The sequence below is a fragment of the Amycolatopsis sp. NPDC051372 genome, assembly GCF_040682095.1.
Classification (GTDB): Bacteria; Actinomycetota; Actinomycetes; order Mycobacteriales; family Pseudonocardiaceae; genus Amycolatopsis.
Window position 1 is genome coordinate 92,209 of record NZ_JBFBAF010000026.1, and the last position, 17,037, is coordinate 109,245.

Annotated in this window: 18 protein-coding genes; 14 read left to right on the forward strand and 4 right to left on the reverse strand. The window is 71.4% G+C overall.

The window, feature by feature from the left end; translation table 11 throughout:
• Positions 1–26: 26 nt before the first annotated feature.
• From AB0M56_RS33935 to AB0M56_RS33945, 3 genes are all read right to left on the reverse strand, one after another.
• Positions 27–836 (reverse strand): DNA-formamidopyrimidine glycosylase family protein, encoded by an 810-nt coding sequence (locus AB0M56_RS33935; RefSeq protein WP_364183754.1) that lies wholly within the window; start codon positions 834–836, stop codon positions 27–29.
• Between the two features lie 102 nt (positions 837–938).
• Entirely contained in the window at positions 939–1,067 is a 129-nt protein-coding gene (locus tag AB0M56_RS33940) for a hypothetical protein (RefSeq protein WP_354870323.1), read from the reverse strand.
• A gap of 85 nt (positions 1,068–1,152) precedes the next feature.
• A complete protein-coding gene (locus tag AB0M56_RS33945) occupies positions 1,153–2,598 on the reverse strand; it encodes an aldehyde dehydrogenase (protein ID WP_364183757.1) in 1,446 nt (481 codons plus the stop codon).
• A gap of 176 nt (positions 2,599–2,774) precedes the next feature.
• On the opposite strand from AB0M56_RS33945, the gene AB0M56_RS33950 reads away from it, so the two are divergent.
• The 8 genes from AB0M56_RS33950 to AB0M56_RS33985 all read left to right on the forward strand — a co-directional run bounded on the left by AB0M56_RS33950 (position 2,775) and on the right by AB0M56_RS33985 (position 8,995).
• On the forward strand, positions 2,775–3,590 hold the full coding sequence (locus tag AB0M56_RS33950; RefSeq protein WP_364183760.1) for a fumarylacetoacetate hydrolase family protein: 816 nt from the start codon (positions 2,775–2,777) through the stop codon (positions 3,588–3,590).
• Complete coding sequence (locus AB0M56_RS33955; RefSeq protein ID WP_364183763.1) at positions 3,587–4,357, forward strand: fumarylacetoacetate hydrolase family protein; 771 nt, start codon at positions 3,587–3,589, stop codon at positions 4,355–4,357. Before AB0M56_RS33950 ends, AB0M56_RS33955 begins: the two co-directional genes overlap by 4 nt.
• Before the next feature lie 14 nt (positions 4,358–4,371).
• Positions 4,372–4,584 carry a tautomerase family protein gene (locus AB0M56_RS33960; RefSeq protein WP_354870316.1) on the forward strand — a complete coding sequence of 71 codons (213 nt, stop codon included), beginning with the start codon at positions 4,372–4,374 and terminating at the stop codon, positions 4,582–4,584.
• Positions 4,581–5,294: an alpha/beta fold hydrolase gene (locus AB0M56_RS33965; protein WP_364183766.1), complete on the forward strand. Its 714-nt coding sequence runs from the start codon at positions 4,581–4,583 to the stop codon at positions 5,292–5,294. The genes AB0M56_RS33960 and AB0M56_RS33965 overlap by 4 nt, the downstream gene beginning before the upstream one ends.
• Positions 5,291–5,785 (forward strand): aromatic-ring-hydroxylating dioxygenase subunit beta, encoded by a 495-nt coding sequence (locus AB0M56_RS33970; protein WP_364183769.1) that lies wholly within the window; start codon positions 5,291–5,293, stop codon positions 5,783–5,785. Before AB0M56_RS33965 ends, AB0M56_RS33970 begins: the two co-directional genes overlap by 4 nt.
• A 7-nt stretch (positions 5,786–5,792) precedes the next feature.
• Entirely contained in the window at positions 5,793–6,797 is a 1,005-nt protein-coding gene (locus tag AB0M56_RS33975) for an amidohydrolase family protein (protein ID WP_364183772.1), read from the forward strand.
• Positions 6,794–8,074, forward strand: a complete 1,281-nt coding sequence (locus AB0M56_RS33980; protein ID WP_364183774.1) for an aromatic ring-hydroxylating dioxygenase subunit alpha — start codon at positions 6,794–6,796, stop codon at positions 8,072–8,074. The genes AB0M56_RS33975 and AB0M56_RS33980 overlap by 4 nt, the downstream gene beginning before the upstream one ends.
• Before the next feature lie 135 nt (positions 8,075–8,209).
• Positions 8,210–8,995 (forward strand): IclR family transcriptional regulator, encoded by a 786-nt coding sequence (locus tag AB0M56_RS33985; RefSeq protein ID WP_364183777.1) that lies wholly within the window; start codon positions 8,210–8,212, stop codon positions 8,993–8,995.
• A 10-nt stretch (positions 8,996–9,005) separates the two neighbouring features.
• Here the strand turns inward: AB0M56_RS33985 and AB0M56_RS33990 are convergent, their stop codons facing one another.
• The gene (locus AB0M56_RS33990; protein WP_364183780.1) at positions 9,006–9,797 is read right to left on the reverse strand and encodes a fumarylacetoacetate hydrolase family protein; all 792 of its coding nucleotides are present in this window, start codon (positions 9,795–9,797) and stop codon (positions 9,006–9,008) included.
• 128 nt (positions 9,798–9,925) lie between these two features.
• Here AB0M56_RS33990 and AB0M56_RS33995 point away from each other — a divergent pair, with 128 nt between their 5' ends.
• From AB0M56_RS33995 to AB0M56_RS34020, 6 genes are all read left to right on the forward strand, one after another.
• Positions 9,926–10,999, forward strand: a complete 1,074-nt coding sequence (locus AB0M56_RS33995; protein ID WP_364183783.1) for an extradiol ring-cleavage dioxygenase — start codon at positions 9,926–9,928, stop codon at positions 10,997–10,999.
• Positions 10,996–12,000 (forward strand): NAD(P)/FAD-dependent oxidoreductase, encoded by a 1,005-nt coding sequence (locus AB0M56_RS34000; RefSeq protein WP_364183786.1) that lies wholly within the window; start codon positions 10,996–10,998, stop codon positions 11,998–12,000. Before AB0M56_RS33995 ends, AB0M56_RS34000 begins: the two co-directional genes overlap by 4 nt.
• Positions 12,001–12,018: 18 nt before the next feature.
• Entirely contained in the window at positions 12,019–12,360 is a 342-nt protein-coding gene (gene fdxA, locus AB0M56_RS34005; RefSeq protein ID WP_220240399.1) for a ferredoxin, read from the forward strand.
• A gap of 13 nt (positions 12,361–12,373) precedes the next feature.
• Positions 12,374–13,897: an aldehyde dehydrogenase family protein gene (locus tag AB0M56_RS34010; protein ID WP_364183789.1), complete on the forward strand. Its 1,524-nt coding sequence runs from the start codon at positions 12,374–12,376 to the stop codon at positions 13,895–13,897.
• A gap of 206 nt (positions 13,898–14,103) precedes the next feature.
• Positions 14,104–15,438: a beta-propeller fold lactonase family protein gene (locus AB0M56_RS34015; RefSeq protein WP_364183792.1), complete on the forward strand. Its 1,335-nt coding sequence runs from the start codon at positions 14,104–14,106 to the stop codon at positions 15,436–15,438.
• A 170-nt stretch (positions 15,439–15,608) separates the two neighbouring features.
• Positions 15,609–17,009, forward strand: coding sequence for an FAD-dependent oxidoreductase (locus AB0M56_RS34020; RefSeq protein ID WP_364183794.1), 1,401 nt, complete (start codon positions 15,609–15,611; stop codon positions 17,007–17,009).
• Positions 17,010–17,037: the final 28 nt, after the last annotated feature.

Sequence of the window (17,037 nt, forward strand, 5' to 3'; positions counted from 1 at the left end):
GTCTCGCCGGTGGTTCCGGCGCGGCCTCAGTGAGGGAGCTGCTGCTCCGCGCTGCACCACCAGCTCGTGCGGCCGCCGACTTTGCCGCGCGCCATGGGCGCGTGGTCGCGCGGGCATGACGCGCCGGGTTTGCGGTAGGGGATCACGGTGAGGGTGTGGACGCCGCCGTGGTCGAGGGCGGCGGTGACGGAGCTTCGGGTGGCGCGCAGGAGGCGGTCGAGGGCCGGGCGGTCGAGCTCGTCGACGCGGTGAGCCGGGTGCACGCGGGCGCGCCAGAGGATCTCGTCGGCGAGGAGGTTGCCGATGCCGGCCAGGGCGTGCTGGTCGAGCAGGCGCGCCTTGACGGGCGCGGTGCCCTTGGTGATCGCGGTGCGGAACTCGGCGGGCGTGACCGCGGCGGCGTCGGGCCCGAGCAGTTCGATGTGCGGGTCGAGGGTGATGCGGCCGAGGCGGCGCGGGTCGACGAGCATCATCAGGCCGCCGTCGTCGAAGGTGAGGGCGAAGCGCGACCAGCGGTAGTCGCCCTGCACGCGGCGGCCTTCCCAGTAGTCGCCGCCGTCGATCTCGGTGCCGTCGGCGTCGGCGATCACGATCTTGCCCGACATCCCGAGGTGCACGCCGAGCGCCGGACCGTCGTCGCCGGTGTCGCACCACAGCGACTTGCCGCGCCGGTGCGCGGCCACGAGCCGGCGCCCGAGCAGCGCCTCGCGGATCTCGCCGGGCGCGTGGGGCCGGCAGACGTAGGAATCGGTATCGTCGACCTCGACGATCAACCGGCCGAGCGCGGCCCGGTCGATCACCGATCGGGCCGACTCGACCTCGGGCAGTTCGGGCACGGGCGACTCCGCGGCTCGGGGTGGACACGACGGCGACCATTGTCACCGATGCGACGCGAACCAGGCCGGCGACCCGCGAGCCCGCGGATCACCGGCCGTGCGTCACTGGCAGGCTTCGCAGTCCGGGTCGTCGATGCGGCACGAGGCGCCGTCGGTGAGCTCGAAGTCGAAGTCGTCGAGCACGGGCACGGGCAGGGCCTCGGCCGTCTCGGACGCGGTGGAAGCAGTCATGTCTCTCCCTCGGGTCGGAACAGGTGTCTCCCTTCTGTAGCGCCGAAGATCGTCCGGCATTCCGTGACCCGGACCACAACGGGCGTCAGAACTGGTAGATCGACTTCGCCTGCTGGTAGCTCGCGAGGCCGTCCGGCCCGAGCTCGCGCCCGATGCCGCTCTGCTTCACGCCGCCGAAGGGGGCGGCGAGGTCGGGGACGTACCCGTTGATCCCGATGGATCCGGTGCGCACGCGGGCGGCGAGCGCGAGGCCCCGGTCCACGTCGGCGGTCCAGACGCTGCCGGCGAGGCCGTAGTCGGAGTCGTTGGCCAGCGCGACGGCTTCGTCGTCCGTGTCGTACGGCGTCACCGTGAGGACGGGGCCGAAGATGTCCTCGCGCGCGACGGGCCAGCGGTTGTCCACGTCGGCGAGGACGGTCGGCTGCAGGAACCAGCCCTCGTCCAGCCCGCGCGGGCGCGCGCCACCCGCGACCAGGCGGGCGCCGTCTTCGAGGCCGCGGGCGATCGCGTCCTCGACCGTCTGCCGGTGGCGCTGCGACACCAGCGGGCCGATCTGCGTGGCGGGGTCGAGCGCGTCGCCGACGGTCAGCGAGCCGGCGAACGCGGCCAGCGTGTCCACGACTTCGGTGTAGCGGCTGCGCGGGGCGAGCACGCGGGTGGAGAGGAAACACGTCTGCCCGTTGTTGACGAGCATCGCGCCGAACAGTGCCTCGCCAACCCGTGCCAAGTCGAGGTCGGCGTCGTCGAGCACCACGGCCGCCGATCGCCCGCCCAGCTCGAGGATCACCGGGCGGATCAGCGTCCCGCAGATCTCGGAGATCCGCCGCCCGATCGCGGTGGATCCGGTGAACGCCACCAGGTCCACGCCGGGGTGGCCTACGAGGTAGGAGCTGGCGTCGGCTTCGGCGGGCACGACGTTGAGCACACCCGGCGGAAACCCGGCCTCGATCGCCGCTTCCGCGACGGCCCGGGTGTCGAGCACGGTCTGCGGCGACGGCTTGAGGATCACCGTGCACCCGGCGGCGAGCGCGGGCGCGTACTTCTGTGCGGCCAGCGCCTGCGGGAAGTTCCACGGCGCGATCGCCGCGACCACACCGGCAGGTTCGCGCCGGACGTGCGTAATGCCGCCGAACATCCCCGGATTGCTGGTCTGCTCCGGCTGCGCGCGCACGAGTCCCGCGAAGTAGCGCAGCATCGCGGACGGGAATTGCGCTTCGATCTGCCCGGAGACGGCGATGGGCATGCCGTTTTGCTCGCTCACCGTCCGAGCCGTCTCGGCACCGCGCCGGTCGAGGGCCACGGCGAACCGGTCGAGCGCGTCGGCGCGTTCGGAGACCGGCCACGTGGCCCAGCCGGCCGGATCGTCGAACGCGCCGCGCGCGGCGGCCACCGCCCGGTCCACATCGGTGCGGTTCGCGGACACCGTGGTGCCGAGCGGTTTTCCGGTGCCGGCCGAGCAGACGGAGATCGTCTCCGTACCGGCAGAAGCCGCCCATTCGCCGCCGATGAAAAGGGATTCACTGGTCGTCATTGCCCACTCTCCCTGGAAAAAAGGTTCTCGCTCGCCGAGCCAACCGGGGTGATCGACATCGCTCCACGGATCGGTCCATTGGGCGGGCCCGGAACCGGAACCCGGCTGCGCACGAACCGGTCCACTGGCCGAACCGTCCGGGTGTTTTCGCGCGCGGCGGCCCGCACGCTGCCTGCATGGCACTCAGTGAAGAGGACGTCCGGCACCTCGCCGGCGAGCTGTGGGAGGCGGAGCGCAAGGCCGCTCCGGTCGCCCCCATCACCGGCAGGTTCCCCGGCGCGGACGTCGAAGACGCGTACGGCATCCAGCTGGAGGGCGTGCGGCTTCGTTGCGAGGCCGGCGATTCCGTGCGCGGGCACAAGGTCGGGCTCACGGCCCGGGTGATGCAAACGCAGTTCGGTGTGGACCGGCCCGACTTCGGCCACCTGCTCGCGTCGATGTTCCATCCGGAAGGAGAACCGCTGCCCGTCGGCTCGCTCATCGCCCCGCGAGTGGAGCCCGAGCTGGCGTTCGTGCTCGACTCCCCGTTGCGGGGCCCCGGCGTGACCGTGGCCGACGTGCTCGCCGCGACCGCGTTCGTGATGCCGGCGCTGGAGATCATCGACTCGCGCATCCAGGACTGGCGGATCGGGATCGTCGACACCGTGGCGGACAACGCGTCGTCGGCGCGCGTGGTGCTGGGCGGCAAGCGCACCCCGATCGCGGGCCTCGACCCGCGGCTGATCGGTGTGGTGCTGCGGCGCAACGGCGAGATCGTCGAGACGGGCGCGAGCGGCGCGGTGCTGGGGAACCCGGCGCAGGCCGTCGCGTGGCTGGCCAACACCGTGGCCGGCGACGGCGTGGTGCTCAAGGCGGGCGACGTGATCATGCCCGGCACCTGCACGCGTGCGGTCGAACTCAAACCCGGTGACACCGTGCGCGCGGACTTCGAGCACCTGGGCCACGTCGGCGTTTCCTTCAGCGCCGCCCGCGCCGCGGAGGTGGCCGCATGACCGGCGCACGCACCTGGGCGGGCCGGCTCGACGACGCCGCCACCACGCAGGCGACGGTCGCGCCGCTCACCACCGACGGCCTGGCCGACCTCCGCACCGCCTACGAGGTGCAGGACGCGCTCGTCCGCCTGCGGCTCGACCGCGGCGAACGCCTGGTCGGCGGCAAGCTCGGCCTGACCAGCCGCGCCAAGCAGCTGGCGATGGGCGTGGACAAGCCGCTCTACGGCCTGGTCACCAGCGGCATGAGCCGCGCCTCGGGCTCGCGCCTGTCGCTGAAGGACCTGATCCACCCGCGCGTCGAGCCGGAGATCGCGTTCGTGCTCGGCGAGGCGCTGGAAGGCCCCGACGTCACGGTCTCCGACGTCCTCGGCGCGACGCGGTACCTCTGCGCCGCGCTCGACGTGATCGACAGCCGTTACGAGGGGTTCTCCTTCCGCCACCTCGACGCGATCGCGGACAACGCGTCCTCCGCGGCCTTCGCGCTGGGCGACGACCTGGTCGCGCCGCACGGAGATCTCGCGTTGACCGGCTGTGTGCTCGAGGTCGACGGGCAGGTCGTCGAGTCGGCGGCCGGCGCCGCGGTGATGGGCCACCCGGCCGCCGCCGTCGCGTTCATGGCCAACCAGCTCGCCCTGGCCGGGAAACGCCTCGAGGCCGGCTGGGTCGTGCTCTCGGGCGGGCTCACCGCCCCTGTTCCGTTGATGGCCGGTTCGACCGTGACCGCGACGCTCAGCGGGCTCGGCAGCGTCACCCTCGGCGCGGAATAAGGGAAAGGGACACCATGCCGTTCATCCAGATCAACCTCGGGGCCGGTCGCACGCCCGAGCAGAAGGACCAGCTGATCCGCGCCGTGTCCGCGGCGGCGGCCGAGGCGATCTCCGTGCCGGAGACGTCGGTGCGCGTGTGGGTCGTGGAAGTGCCGGCGACGGAGGTCCTCGTCGGCGGGGTCACGCTCGCCGAGCGGCAGGCCGCGAAACCGGCGGGCCCGGCATGACGCACTTCGTGCTGGTGCACGGCGGCTGGCACGGCGCGTGGTGCTGGGAGGCCGAGGTCTCCGCGCTGGAGGCGCTCGGCCACTCGGCGACGGCCGTGGAACTGCCGTCGGACGACGTGCGCGCGGGCACTCGCCAGTACGCCGCCACGATCGCCGCCGCCGTGCGCGGTCCTGGCGACGTCGTGGTCGGTCACTCGCTGGCCGGCCTGGCGATTCCGCTGGTCCCGCAGCGGACGGCGGTCGCCGCGCTCGTCTTCCTGGCGTCGTTGCTGCCCGAGCCGGGCCGGTCGTGGCGGGACCAGCTGACGCTCGGACGCCCCATGGCCGAGTGGTTCCACGAAAACGGCCTGCCGAAGCAGGAACGCGACGAGCAAGGGCGAACGGTGTGGCCGGCGTCCGTCGCGGCCGAGCTGTTCTTCCACGACTGTCCACCCGAGACAGCCGCCGCGGCCGCGGCCAGGCTCCGGCCCCAGTCGCCGGCCCCGATCACGGAAGTCACGCCCCTGCAGGCGTTTCCCGAGCTGCCGATGCACTACGTCGGCTGCCGCGCCGATCGCGCCGTCTCCGGGGACTGGGCCGAACGCACCGCGAAGGACCGGCTCGGCGCCGAAGTCACCTGGCTCGACACCTCCCACAGCCCCTTCCTGTCCGCCCCCGGCGAGCTGGCCGGCCTGCTCGTCACCCTCGCTTCGAGATCGGAGGTCCGATGACCGCCGCCGCCACCACGCCCGACCTGCACCACCGCGTCGAACAGTTCCTCTACCGGGAAGCCGCTCTGCTCGACGAGTGGCGGCTCGACGAGTGGTTCGCGCTGATGCACCCGCGGATCGAGTACCGCGTTCCGTCGCCGGGCTCCGACCACCTCGAACCGCGCCGCACGCTCCAGGTGATCCACGACAACCACACCCGGCTCGGCGGGCGCGTGACCCGGTTGAAGAGCAAGCACGCGCACGCCGAAAGCCCGCATTCGCGCACGCGCCGGCTGGTCACCAACGTCCGCGCCGAACCTCTCGGCGACACGGTGGTGGCGCACGCCAACTTCCACGTGATGCGCACGCGGCTCGGTCAGCTCGACCACTTCCTCGGCACCTATCGCCACGTGCTGGTCGAAGACGGCGCCGGGTTCCTCGTCCTCGAACGCGTCGCGACCCTCGACCACGGCATCGTCGAGGCGGGCGGCACCGTGTCGATCATCCTGTGACGGGAGCGTGACCGTGCTCGACCTGCACACCCACGTGGTGCCTCGGGAGACGCCCTTCCGCACCTCGGCCGAACCGCGCTGGGCGCGGCTCGACACCGGAACCGGGGTCGTCTCCGTGTCCGGCAAGCCGTTCCGGACGGTGCACCGCGTCGCCTGGGATCTCGGCGCCCGTCGCGCGGCCGCCGAAGCCGCGGGCGGCACCGGCCAGCTGCTGTCCGCCATGCCCGAGCTGCTCGCGCCGTGGGCCCCGCCCGGCGAAGGACTCGCCTACGCGCAGGCCTTCAACGCTTGGCTCGCGGACGAAGTGGGACAGCACAACGGGTTCTTCACCGGACTGGGTGTCGTTCCGTTGCAGGATCCCGATGCCGCCGCCGACCTGCTGACCGAGATCGCCGACGCCGGTCTGCTCGGCATCGAGGTGCCCTCGAACCCGCCGACGGCGCCCCTGCACGCGCCGGCGTGGGCCGGGTTCCTCGACGAGGCCGAACGGCTGGGGCTGCTCGTGTTCGTGCACGCGGCCGGGGGTCCGGGGGTCGCGGACTATCCGCACCCGATGGCCGCCAACGGGGTGCTGTTCCCCGCGGGCATCGGCACGGCGCTCGGCGGCCTGATCGTCACGGGTGCGCTGGCCGCGCGGCCCGGGCTGCGCCTGCTGGCCAGCCATGGCGGCGGCGCCCTGATCACCGAGCTGCCGAGAATCGACTACCTGCGCGGGATCACCCCCGCGCTGCGGGAGCTGATGCCCGAGTCCGCTGTGGACTCCGCGCGCCGTCTGTGGTTCGACCCGCTGCTGTTCGACGCCGGCCTCGTGCGCCACCTCGCCGGCACCGTCGGGCCGGACCGGATCGTGCTCGGCACGGACCACCCGTTCATGCCCACCGACCCGCTCGCGTTCCTCGACGACCCGGCGCTGCCCGCGGGGTTCGCGAAGGCCGTGCGCGAGACCAACCCCGCGGCGCTGCTCACCGCGCTGACCCGACCGAACTCCCGGCAAAGGAGCTGGAGACGATGACCTCCGAACCGATCGCACCCCCGTCCACCACGCTGGTCGACGACCGCGCCGCCGACGGGCTCTTCCGCGTCGACCGGGCCGCGCTCGTCGACGAGGGCGTGCTCGCACAGGAACGCCGCGCCATCTTCGACAAGTGCTGGCTCTACGTCGGACACGTCTCGGAGGTGCCCGACCCGGGCGACTTCCGCGCCCGCACCGTGGCCGGGCGTCCGCTCGTGCTGTGGCGCGGCAGCGACGGCGAGGTGCGGGTGTTCCTCAACGCGTGCCGGCACCGCGGCGCCCAGCTGTGCCGGGTGCCCGAAGGCAACGCGCGCGGGATGTCGTGCTTCTACCACGCGTGGACCTACGCCAACGACGGCCGGCTGACCGCGCTGCCCGACGTCGACGGCTACGGCCCCGACTTCGACCGTTCCCGCTTCAGCCTGAACTCCCCGCCGCGCGTCGAGGAGTACCGCGGGTTCGTCTTCTGCTGCTTCGATCCCGACGCTGTGACGTTGCCGGAGTACCTCGGCGAAGCCCGCGACTACCTGGACCTGGTGGCGGACCAGTCGCCGGACATGGAGGTGGTCGACGGCGTGCACGAGTACTCGATGGAGGCGAACTGGAAGCTGTTCGTGGAGAACAGCCTCGACGGCTACCACCTGATCCCCTTGCACCGCACGTACTTCGACTACCTGAAGTCCACCGAGGACTCCTACCTCGACCCGCGCAAGGCGACCGAGGCGAAGGATCTCGGCAATGGGCACGCGGTGATCACCGTGGAGGGGCCGTGGGCCCGCCCGGTCGCGCGGTGGACGCCGGCGATGGGGGAGGAGAACCGCGAGTACGTCGAGGGGCAGCGGGCGCGGCTCGAAGAAGAGTTCGGTGCCGACCGCGCGCGCCGGATCGCGACGACCGACCGGAACCTGCTGATCTTCCCCAACCTCGTGATCAACGACATCATGGGGATCGTCGTCCGCACGATCACGCCCACCGCGGCCGGGCGCACGCTGGTGGCGCAGTGGACGATGGCGACGAAGGGCGAACCGGAGTCGGTGCGTGCGCGGCGGCTGGACTCGTACGTGACGTTCCAGGGGCCGGGTGGGCTGGCGACGCCGGACGACATGGAGGCGTGCGAGTCCTGCCAGGAGGGGTTCGCCGTCGCGGCCGAGTCGCCGTGGTCGGACATTTCGCGGGGGATCCACAAGGAAGCCACGGGTGGACCGTTCGTCGCGTCCGACGAAGTGCAGCAACGTGCGTTCTGGCGTCGGTGGCGGGATCTCCTCGGCAGCATTTGATCAGAGAGTGTTTTGATTCGGCAGCATTTGAACAGGCAGTGTTTGTTTCGGCACTGCGTAATCGGAGTGCCACCACGCGTCGACCCCCACCCGAACAAATCCGGCCTGACGGCCGAGAACGGATATCGTGGCCGGATGCGCATCAGTGCCGAGGAGACGGAGCAGCACCGGTCGGTGGGGGACCGGATGCTGCTCATCCTCGACACCGTTGCGACCTCGCCCGGCGAGGTGGGGCTCAGTGAGCTCGCGCGGCGGACCGGGCTGAAGAAGGCGACCGTGCACCGGCTGGCCCTGGACCTCGTGGCGCACCGGATGCTCGAACGCGGCGCGTACGGCTACCGCCTCGGGCTGCACCTGTTCGAGCTGGGCCAGCACGTGCCGGCTTCGCGGCGGCTGCGGGCGACCGCGTTGCCGTTCATGGCCGACCTGCTGACCGCGACGGGTGAGGTCGTGCAGCTGGGCGTGCTCGACGACACGGACATCGTGTACGTCGAGAAGCTCACCGGCCAGCACAGCGCCTCGGTGCCCTCGGCGGTCGGTACACGGCTGCCCGCGTACTGCACCGGACTGGGCAAGGCGATTCTCGCATTCAGCGACGACTCCGCGGTCGACCGCGTGACGTCCGCGCCCATGCCGGCGCGGACCGGGACCACGATCACCGATCCGCGGCACTTCCTGCGCGAGCTGGCGAAAATCCACGACTCCGGCATCGCCTACGACCGGGAGGAGGGCACGCGGGGCATCGCGTGCGTCGCGGCGCCGATCGTGGTGGAGAGCTACGTCGGGCGCGACGGCCACCGAGCCGTCGCCGGGCTTTCCGTGACGGGCCCCGCGCACCGCCTGCAGCCGGCGCGGCTGGGGGCGGCGGTGCGGACCGCAGCCCTGAGCATCAGCCGTCTCCTGGGCTACCCGCTGCACTGACCCCGCGGGTTCACGCGTCGGTTTCGCCGGCCGGCCTGCGGACGCTCACGGTGGTGGTGCCGCCGAAGCGGGCCGTGATCGTGCCCCCGGCTCGCAGCGGCACGGCGGAGGTGAGGCCGCCGGTGATGATCAGTTCGTCCTTCTTCAGGCCGCTTCCGCGCGCGGCCAGCTGCGCGGCCAACCACGCGACGCCGTGCAGCGGATGCCCGGCGGCCGCCGCGGAGGTCGCGGTCGCGACGAGGGCGTTGTCTTCGTGCAGCTCGACGGTGACCCGGTGGGCGTGCAGCGGATCGACGTCGAGCACCGGTCCCAGCACGACTCCCGCGGCCGAGGAGCCGTCGGCGGTGTTCTGTTCGGCGGTGAAGCGGTAGTCACGCCAGATCGAGTCGACGACCTCGAGGCACACGCGCACCTCGGCGATCGCGTCGGCGACCTCGTGCAGCGCGAGCCCCGGGCCGGTCAGGTCGCGGCCCAGGACGACGCCGATCTCCGGCTCGACGCGGGGGTGCAGGAAACCGGTGGCTCGTGCGCCGTCGCGCAGCACCATGTCGTCGAGCAACGGGCCGTGATTGGGTGCGGTGACGCCCATCTGCCGGCGCATCGCGGCGGAGGTGTAGCCGAGCTTGTAGCCGATGGCGCAGCGTCCGTCGGCGAGGCGCAGGCGCGTGAGGTCGTCCTGGATTTCGTACGCGCTGTCCAGCGACAGCGCGGTCGCTTCCGTTGCCGCGTCGAGAAGCGTGCGTTCGGTGCGGGCCCGGTGCAGCACTTGCGCGAGGGCGGGGATTTCGATCGTGTCGGTCACTTCCTCATCGTCGCGGCCGGCGGCCGTCGATGAGTCCCACCGGTCCACTCGCCGGTCCGAGGCGTGGCCGGGGGTCCCGCCGGTTCCGAGACTGGACGTCACCACCCACTCGACGACGAGGAGGAACCATGGCCGAAGTACTGGGTCTCGGGGTCACCCACTACCCACCGCTGAGCGGTACCGACGACAACCTGACGCGGGTGTTCCGCGGCGCGCTCGCGGACCCGAAGCTGCCCGCCGAACTGCGCGACCCGGCGTCGTGGCCCGAGCGGGCCCGCCGTGAATGGGCCGGGGACGAAGGTGTCGCGGCCGGGAAGGCGCACCGCGCGGCGTTGCTGGAGGGCTTCCGCCGCACGCGCGCCGCGCTGGACGAGTTCCAGCCGGACGTCGTGCTGATCTGGGGCGACGACCAGTACGAGAACTTCCGCGAGGACCTCGTGCCGCCGTACGCCGTGCAGATCTACGACGACCTCACAGTGCACCCGTGGCGCCACGCCGACGAGTCGTCGAACATGAAGGGCAAGCCCAACGTCTGGGGCGAGGGCGAGAACACCGAGCGCCTCATCCGCGGCCACCGGCCGTTCGCCCGCCACCTGGTGGAAGGTCTGCTGGCACGCCACATCGACGTGCCGTACTCCTACGAGCCGCTGCACCACCCGGGTCTCGCGCACGCGTTCCTCAACACGGTGCTGTACCTGGACTACGACCGCGAGGGGTTCGACTACCCGGTGGTCACGTTCCCGTTGAACTGCTACGGCCGCAAGGTGATCAGCTTCCAGGGCAACATCAGCCCGCTGGGTGTGGAGCGCGAGCTCGACCCGCCGTCGCCCTCGCCGGCGCGGATCATGGACGTCGGCGCGGCGGTCGCGCGGATCTGTGCGGACAGCCCGTACCGGGTCGCGCTCATGGCCAGCTCCAGCTGGTCGCACAGCTTCCTCGTGGACTCGACGATGCGGCTGTTCCCCGATTCCGCGGCCGACGAGAAGATGTACGACGCGCTCGTCGCCGCGGACTATCCGGTGTGGGAGAACACGACGCTCGCGGACGCGGAGAAGGCCGGCCAGCAGGAGCTGCTGAACTGGTGGGCGCTGCTCGGCGCGATGCGGGAGCTGGGCCGCGGGCCGAGCTGGACGAGCTTCGTGGCGTCGAACATCTTCGTGTCCAACAAGGTCTTCGCGGTCTACGACGCGGAGCAGCGGTGACGCGCTGCGACGTCGCGGTCGTCGGCGGCGGGCCCGCGGGGCTGTTCGCGGCCGTGTACGCGGGGATGCGCGGGCTGTCGGTGGCGGTCGTCGACGCGCTGCCGGAGCCTGGCGGGCAGATCACCGCGCTGTACCCGGAAAAGCTCATCCGCGACGTCGCCGGGTTCCCCGCGGTGAAGGGCCGCGACCTCGTCCGCGGACTGGTGGAGCAGCTCGACCAGTTCTCGCCGCGGATGCTGCTCGGGCACCGGGCGACGGCGCTGGACGACCTGGCGGACGGGCGGCTGCGGCTGGGCTTCGACGACGGTGCTGTGCTGGAGGCCGGCGCGGTCGTGGTCACGGGTGGGATCGGCACATTCTCCCCGCGCAAGCTGCCGTGCGGCGAGGAGTTCCTGGGCCGCGGGCTCACCTACTTCGTCCGCGATCCGGCCGAGCTCGCCGGCAGCCGCGTGCTCGTGGTCGGCGGCGGCGATTCGGCGCTCGACTGGGCCGAGACGTTGCAACACAACGCGGACGTCACGCTCGTACACCGCCGCGATACCTTCCGCGCGCACCTGCACACCGTGGGCCAGGTGCTGGCCGGCCCGGCGACCGTACGCACGAACGCGACCGTCGAACGTCTCGACGGCGACGCCCGGATCATGCGCGCGACCCTGCGCGACACGGTGAGCGGCGAGATGACCCAGGTGCCGTGCGACCACGTCGTGGCGGCACTGGGGTTCGTCGCGAACCCGGGCCCGCTGCTGCAGTGGGACCTGGCGACGCGCGACCGCAAGATCGTGGTCGACGCCGCCATGCGCACGTCGCGGCCCGGCGTCTTCGCCGCCGGCGACATCTGCACCTACGACGGCCGGGTCCCGCTCATCGCGGTCGGTTTCGGCGAGGCGGCCACCGCCGTGAACCACGCGGCCGTCCGCCTCGACCCGACCGCCTCCCCCTTCCCAGGGCACTCCACCGACGGCCCGGCACCCGCCGCCCGGCCCCTGCGAGTCCCCGCCTGACCCGAGAGGACCCCGGCCATGGCCTACGTCATCACCGACGCCTGCGTCGACATCCTCGACCGCGCGTGCACCGAGGAATGCCCGGTCGACTGCATCTACGAGGGCGATCGCAAGATGTACATCAATCCCGTGGAATGCATCGACTGCGGCGCGTGCGAACAGGCCTGCCCGACGGGCGCGGCGCTCGCCGACCGGATGCTCGCCGGCACCGACGCGCAGTGGAACACGGCTGACAATGCCGGGTTCTTCACCGAAGCGCTGCCGGGCCGGGAAACCCCGCTCGGCACCCCCGGCGGCGCTACCCACCTGGGCGCGGTCGGCGTGGACACCGAAACCGTTGCCGCGCTGCCTCGAACCTGATTCGGAGAGAACTGTGACAACCCTGGAAAACCGGCCGGTCGCCGGAGTCGATCCGTGGACCGGTGAGGCGCTGGATGCCAGCGCGGTGGAGAACAGCTCGGAGGAAGTGCGCGCCATCGTGGCGGAGGCGGCCGCGGCGGCGCCTGGGCTGGAGGCGCTGGGCCGGCGAGGGCGGGCAAACCTGCTGCGTGCGCTCGCGCAGGCGCTCGAAGCCGCGCGCGAGCAGATCGTTTCGGTCGCCGACGCCGAGACGGCGCTGGGTGCGCCGCGGCTCGGCGGGGAGCTGACCCGTACGTGCTACCAGTTCGAGTTCTTCGCCGACGTCGTGGCGGACGGCGGCTACGTGGAGGCGACCCTCGACCCGGCCGGGCCGACGCCGATGGGGCCGCGGCCGGACCTGCGGCGCATGCTGGTGTCGATCGGGCCTGTCGCGGTGTTCGGGGCGAGCAACTTCCCGCTGGCGTTCTCGGTGCCCGGCGGGGACACGGCGTCGGCCCTGGCGGCGGGGAACCCCGTGGTGGTCAAGGCGCACGGATCGCACCCCGCGACTTCGCGGCTCGTCCACGAGGTACTGCGGGAGGCGCTCGTCGCGGCGGGGGCACCGGCCGGGGCGCTCGGGCTGGTCTTCGGGCGGGCGGCGGGGGAGAGCCTCGTGACCGATCCCACGGTCAAAGCGGTCGGGTTCACGGGCTCGCTGTCCGGCGGCCGGGCGCTGCTGGACCTCATCCACGGCCGTGCGGAACCGATCCCGTTCTACGGTGAGCTCTCCAGCCTCAACCCGCTGGTCGTCACCGCTGCCGCGGCGCGCGAGAGGGGCGCCGAAATCGGGATGGGCCTCGCCGCGTCGGTCACCGGGTCGGCTGGGCAGCTGTGCACGAAACCCGGTCTCGTGCTGGTGCCGGCCGGTGCCGAAGGCGACGCTGTGGTGGCCGCTGCGGCCGAAGCTCTCAGCAACGCGGAAGTCGTGCCGTTGCTCAACCAGCGAATCCACCAGGCGTACCTCAGCGACATCGCCGAGCTCGTCCGCGCCAAGGAAGTGTCCGAAGTAGCCAGTGGACCGAAGCCAAGCGGCGGGTACGGGGTGGCTCCGCTCCTGACCACAGTGGACGCCGACGGGATCCCCGCCGAGGCGTTCGCGGAGTACTTCGGCCCCGCCGCTGTGATCGTGCGGTACCGGAGCCAAGCCGAGCTGCTCGCCGTCGTCGACCAGGCGCCCGCGTCGCTCACCGCCACGCTGCACCTCGGCGCGGACGAGGCCGCCAAGGACCTGGCCACCGAGCTCGGCCGGCGCGTCGGCCGGCTGGTTTTCAACGGCTACCCGACCGGCGTGGCGGTGAGCTGGGCCCAGCACCACGGCGGCCCGTGGCCGGCGACCAACAGCCTCCACACCTCCGTCGGCGCGACGGCGATCCGCCGGTTCCTGCGGCCCCTGGCCTGGCAGAACGCCCCGACGCACCTGCTGCCCGACGAGCTCACCGACGAGCCCCGAGCGCCCCTGCCGCGCCGGATCGACGGGCGGCTGCAGCTTCCGCACTGAGGGAAACAATTCTTACCAGGCGATGACAACCTGACCCCCGTGGGTAAGAATCAGAAATCCGCACAAAACAACCCCGGAAACTCGTAGTGGATCGTTAATATATTACCATTCCTTTCGTATCCTTCCGGCACGTTTCCGATCACCCTTAGGGTCGTGCTCAGCCACGTCGGAAATTCCCGTGACGTGGGTAAAGGGAGGAACGATTCGTGAGCAAGTCTTCGTCGCGCAGGGCGGTTCGCACCGCGCTGGCGGCCGCGGCGCTGGTGCCGTTCGCCGCGGTGTTCGCGGGGGGCACCGCGGCGGCGTCGCCGGCCGCGGACTGGGTCCGGCCGGGGTCGGTTTTCGTGGGCACCAACCACAACAGCAGCAGCGATCCGAGCGAGCCGGGCAACCAGATCGCCTACTACCACCGCGCAAGCGACGGCAAGCTGACGCTGGTCGGCAAGTTCGCCACCGGTGGTCAGGGGTCGGGTCCGGGTCAGCGGTTCGCGGGTGACGGCCTCGGTTCGGGCAATTCGGTCCGGCTCACCGCCGACCACCGTTTCCTGCTCGTGACCAACGCCGGGAGCAACACCCTTTCCGTGTTGCGGATTCTGCCGGATCGCCTGCAGGTGGTCGACGTCGTGCCGACGAGCGACGGTTCTTCTTCGCAGCGTTTCCCGAACACTGTCACGCAGCACGGAAACGTCGTTTACGTCCTCAACGCTTCGGGCCAGGGCAGCATCACCGGCTTCCGGCTCGGGCTCGACGGCCGGCTCACTCCGATCGCCGGCTCGACCCGGCAGCTGAAGGCCGCTCAGGACCGCTTCGCGCCCGACGCGCTGAAGGACCCGACGCAGGTCGCGTTCAGCCCGGACGGGCACCACCTGCTGGTGTCCATCAAGGACGGCCCCACCAACGACGTGATCCATGGCGCCAACCCGACCGGGCCGGGCCGGGTGCTCACCTTCGGCGTCGACGGTGCCGGCAAACCCAGCAAGGACTTCGTTCGCACCGACTTCGACAACCGCGGCCCGTTCGGGTTCTCCTTCGACCGCGAGGGCAACGTCGACCTCGCCGAGTTCGTGGGCGGCGGCGTGGAGGACGGGCACCCGACCGGCGCGGCGGGCAGCTACCGCATCGGGCGTGACGGGCACTTGACCCCGATCAGCACGGCCGTGGCCGACCACCAGATCGACACGTGCTGGGTCGTCAACAACGGCAAGTACGCCTTCGGCTCCAACTACACCTCCGGCACCATCTCCAGCTGGAAGGTGAACCCCGACGGCAGCCTCACCCTCCTGCACGAGGTGGCCGGTACCACGGACAAGTCGGCCAACAGCCAGGGCAGCACCCCGCTCGACCTGGGCGTGAGCCCGGACGGGAAGAACCTCTACAACGTGCTTCCAGGCTCTGGCAAGCTCGCCGCCTGGTCGATCGGCGCGAACGGCGAGCTCACCAAGATCGGCGAGTTCGGCGGCCTGCCCCAGACCGTGAACGGTGACCACGCGCCGAGCGACTTCAGCGCGCTCGGCAGCCCCGCGGGCATCGACGTGAGCTGACCCCACGCCCGGGATGGCCGCCGAAAACCGGCCATTCCGGGCCTGGTCCGTGAAACCGCGGCCCACTGGGGTCGCCGGCTCGGGTGTTCCTCGATGCGACGGCGCCGCCCACCGGGGCAGGGTCGGCCCGTACCGCGTTGTCCACACTCGTGCGCAAAGGGCCTTCAATCATGGAAACCGTCGAAAATTCGCTCCAAGCCGACCTCCTCGTGGTCGGCTTCGGCAAGGGCGGCAAAATCACCGCCGGTACCATGGCCCGGCTCGGGAAGCGGGTCATCGTCGTCGAGCAGTCGCCGGAGATGTACGGCGGCACCTGCCCGAACGTCGGCTGCGTGCCCACCAAGGCGCTGGTGCACCGCTCCCGCAACCGCCGCCCGTCCGACTCGCCGCAGGAGTGGTACGAGCGGGCCGTGGGCGAGGTGCACGACATCACCTCGCTGTTCAACAAGGGCAACTTCGACGGGATGGACGGCCTCGAGACGGCGTCGGTCCTCACCGGGCACGCGGTGTTCACCAGCCCCGACACCGTCCTCGTGGACACCGCCGACGGCCCTGTCACCGTCCGGGCCGAGCACATCCTCATCAACACCGGCTCCACGCCGGTGATCCCCGACCTCCCGGGCCTGCGCGAGAGCAAGTACCTGGTCACCAGCACCGACCTCATCCACCGCACCGAGCTGCCGAAGCGGCTGGCGATCGTCGGCGGCGGCTACCTCGGCATCGAGTTCGCCGCCATCTACCGCCAGTTCGGCTCTGAGGTCACGCTCTTCGAGTCGACAGCGCGCATTCTCGACCACCTCGACGACGACGTGCAGGCCGTGGCCGAGAAGATCCTCGTCGACGAGGGCATCGAGATCGTCACCGGCGCCAATGTCACGGGCGTCGAGGACGGCGACGGCGAGGCGATCGTGCAGTACATGCACGACGGCCGCGAGCGCACCCTGGCCGTGGACGCGGTCTTGTCCGCCGCCGGTCGCAAACCGGCCACCGAAGGTCTCGGCCTCGCCGCGGCGGGCGTCCGCGTGACCGCCCGGGGCGCGGTGGAGGTCGACGAGCACCTGCGCACCAGCCAGCCGCACATCTTCGCGCTCGGCGACGTCAACGGCGGGCCGCAGTTCACCTACGTCTCCCTCGACGACAGCCGCATCGTGCTCGATCAGCTGCGCGGCGAGGGCAAGCGCACCACGACCGACCGCGTCGCCGTGCCGCGGACGCTGTTCATGACCCCGCCGCTGGCGATGGTCGGCCTCACCGAGCGTGAGGCGCGTGACGCGGGCCACCGGATCAAGGTCTCGAGCCAGCCGGTCGCGGAGATCATCGCGATGCCGCGCGCCTACGTCGTCGACGAGACGCGCGGCGTGATGAAGTTCGTGATCGACCTCGACACCGACGAGATCCTCGGCGCCTCGCTGCTGAGTGTCGACGCACAGGAGCTGATCAACACCGTGGCGCAGGCGATGCGCCACGGCATCAAGGCCGCGCAGCTGGGCGAGGCGATCTACACGCACCCCTCGTCGACGGAAGCGTTCAACGACGTGATCTCCACGGTGGTCCGGAGCGACGAGAAGTAGCCGCCACACGCGGAAACGCCCCATATCG

What these genes read in the sequence shown, in the direction of transcription:
- AB0M56_RS33940 (WP_354870323.1), bottom strand. Translation starts at nt 1,067, where the DNA reads ATGACTGCTTCCACCGCGTCCGAGACGGCCGAGGCCCTGCCCGTGCCC.
- AB0M56_RS33945 (WP_364183757.1), bottom strand. Translation starts at nt 2,598, where the DNA reads ATGACGACCAGTGAATCCCTTTTCATCGGCGGCGAATGGGCGGCTTCT.
- AB0M56_RS33950 (WP_364183760.1), top strand. Translation starts at nt 2,775, where the DNA reads ATGGCACTCAGTGAAGAGGACGTCCGGCACCTCGCCGGCGAGCTGTGG.
- AB0M56_RS33955 (WP_364183763.1), top strand. Translation starts at nt 3,587, where the DNA reads ATGACCGGCGCACGCACCTGGGCGGGCCGGCTCGACGACGCCGCCACC.
- AB0M56_RS33960 (WP_354870316.1), top strand. Translation starts at nt 4,372, where the DNA reads ATGCCGTTCATCCAGATCAACCTCGGGGCCGGTCGCACGCCCGAGCAG.
- AB0M56_RS33965 (WP_364183766.1), top strand. Translation starts at nt 4,581, where the DNA reads ATGACGCACTTCGTGCTGGTGCACGGCGGCTGGCACGGCGCGTGGTGC.
- AB0M56_RS33970 (WP_364183769.1), top strand. Translation starts at nt 5,291, where the DNA reads ATGACCGCCGCCGCCACCACGCCCGACCTGCACCACCGCGTCGAACAG.
- AB0M56_RS33980 (WP_364183774.1), top strand. Translation starts at nt 6,794, where the DNA reads ATGACCTCCGAACCGATCGCACCCCCGTCCACCACGCTGGTCGACGAC.
- AB0M56_RS33985 (WP_364183777.1), top strand. Translation starts at nt 8,210, where the DNA reads ATGCGCATCAGTGCCGAGGAGACGGAGCAGCACCGGTCGGTGGGGGAC.
- AB0M56_RS33995 (WP_364183783.1), top strand. Translation starts at nt 9,926, where the DNA reads ATGGCCGAAGTACTGGGTCTCGGGGTCACCCACTACCCACCGCTGAGC.
- fdxA (WP_220240399.1), top strand. Translation starts at nt 12,019, where the DNA reads ATGGCCTACGTCATCACCGACGCCTGCGTCGACATCCTCGACCGCGCG.
- AB0M56_RS34020 (WP_364183794.1), top strand. Translation starts at nt 15,609, where the DNA reads ATGGAAACCGTCGAAAATTCGCTCCAAGCCGACCTCCTCGTGGTCGGC.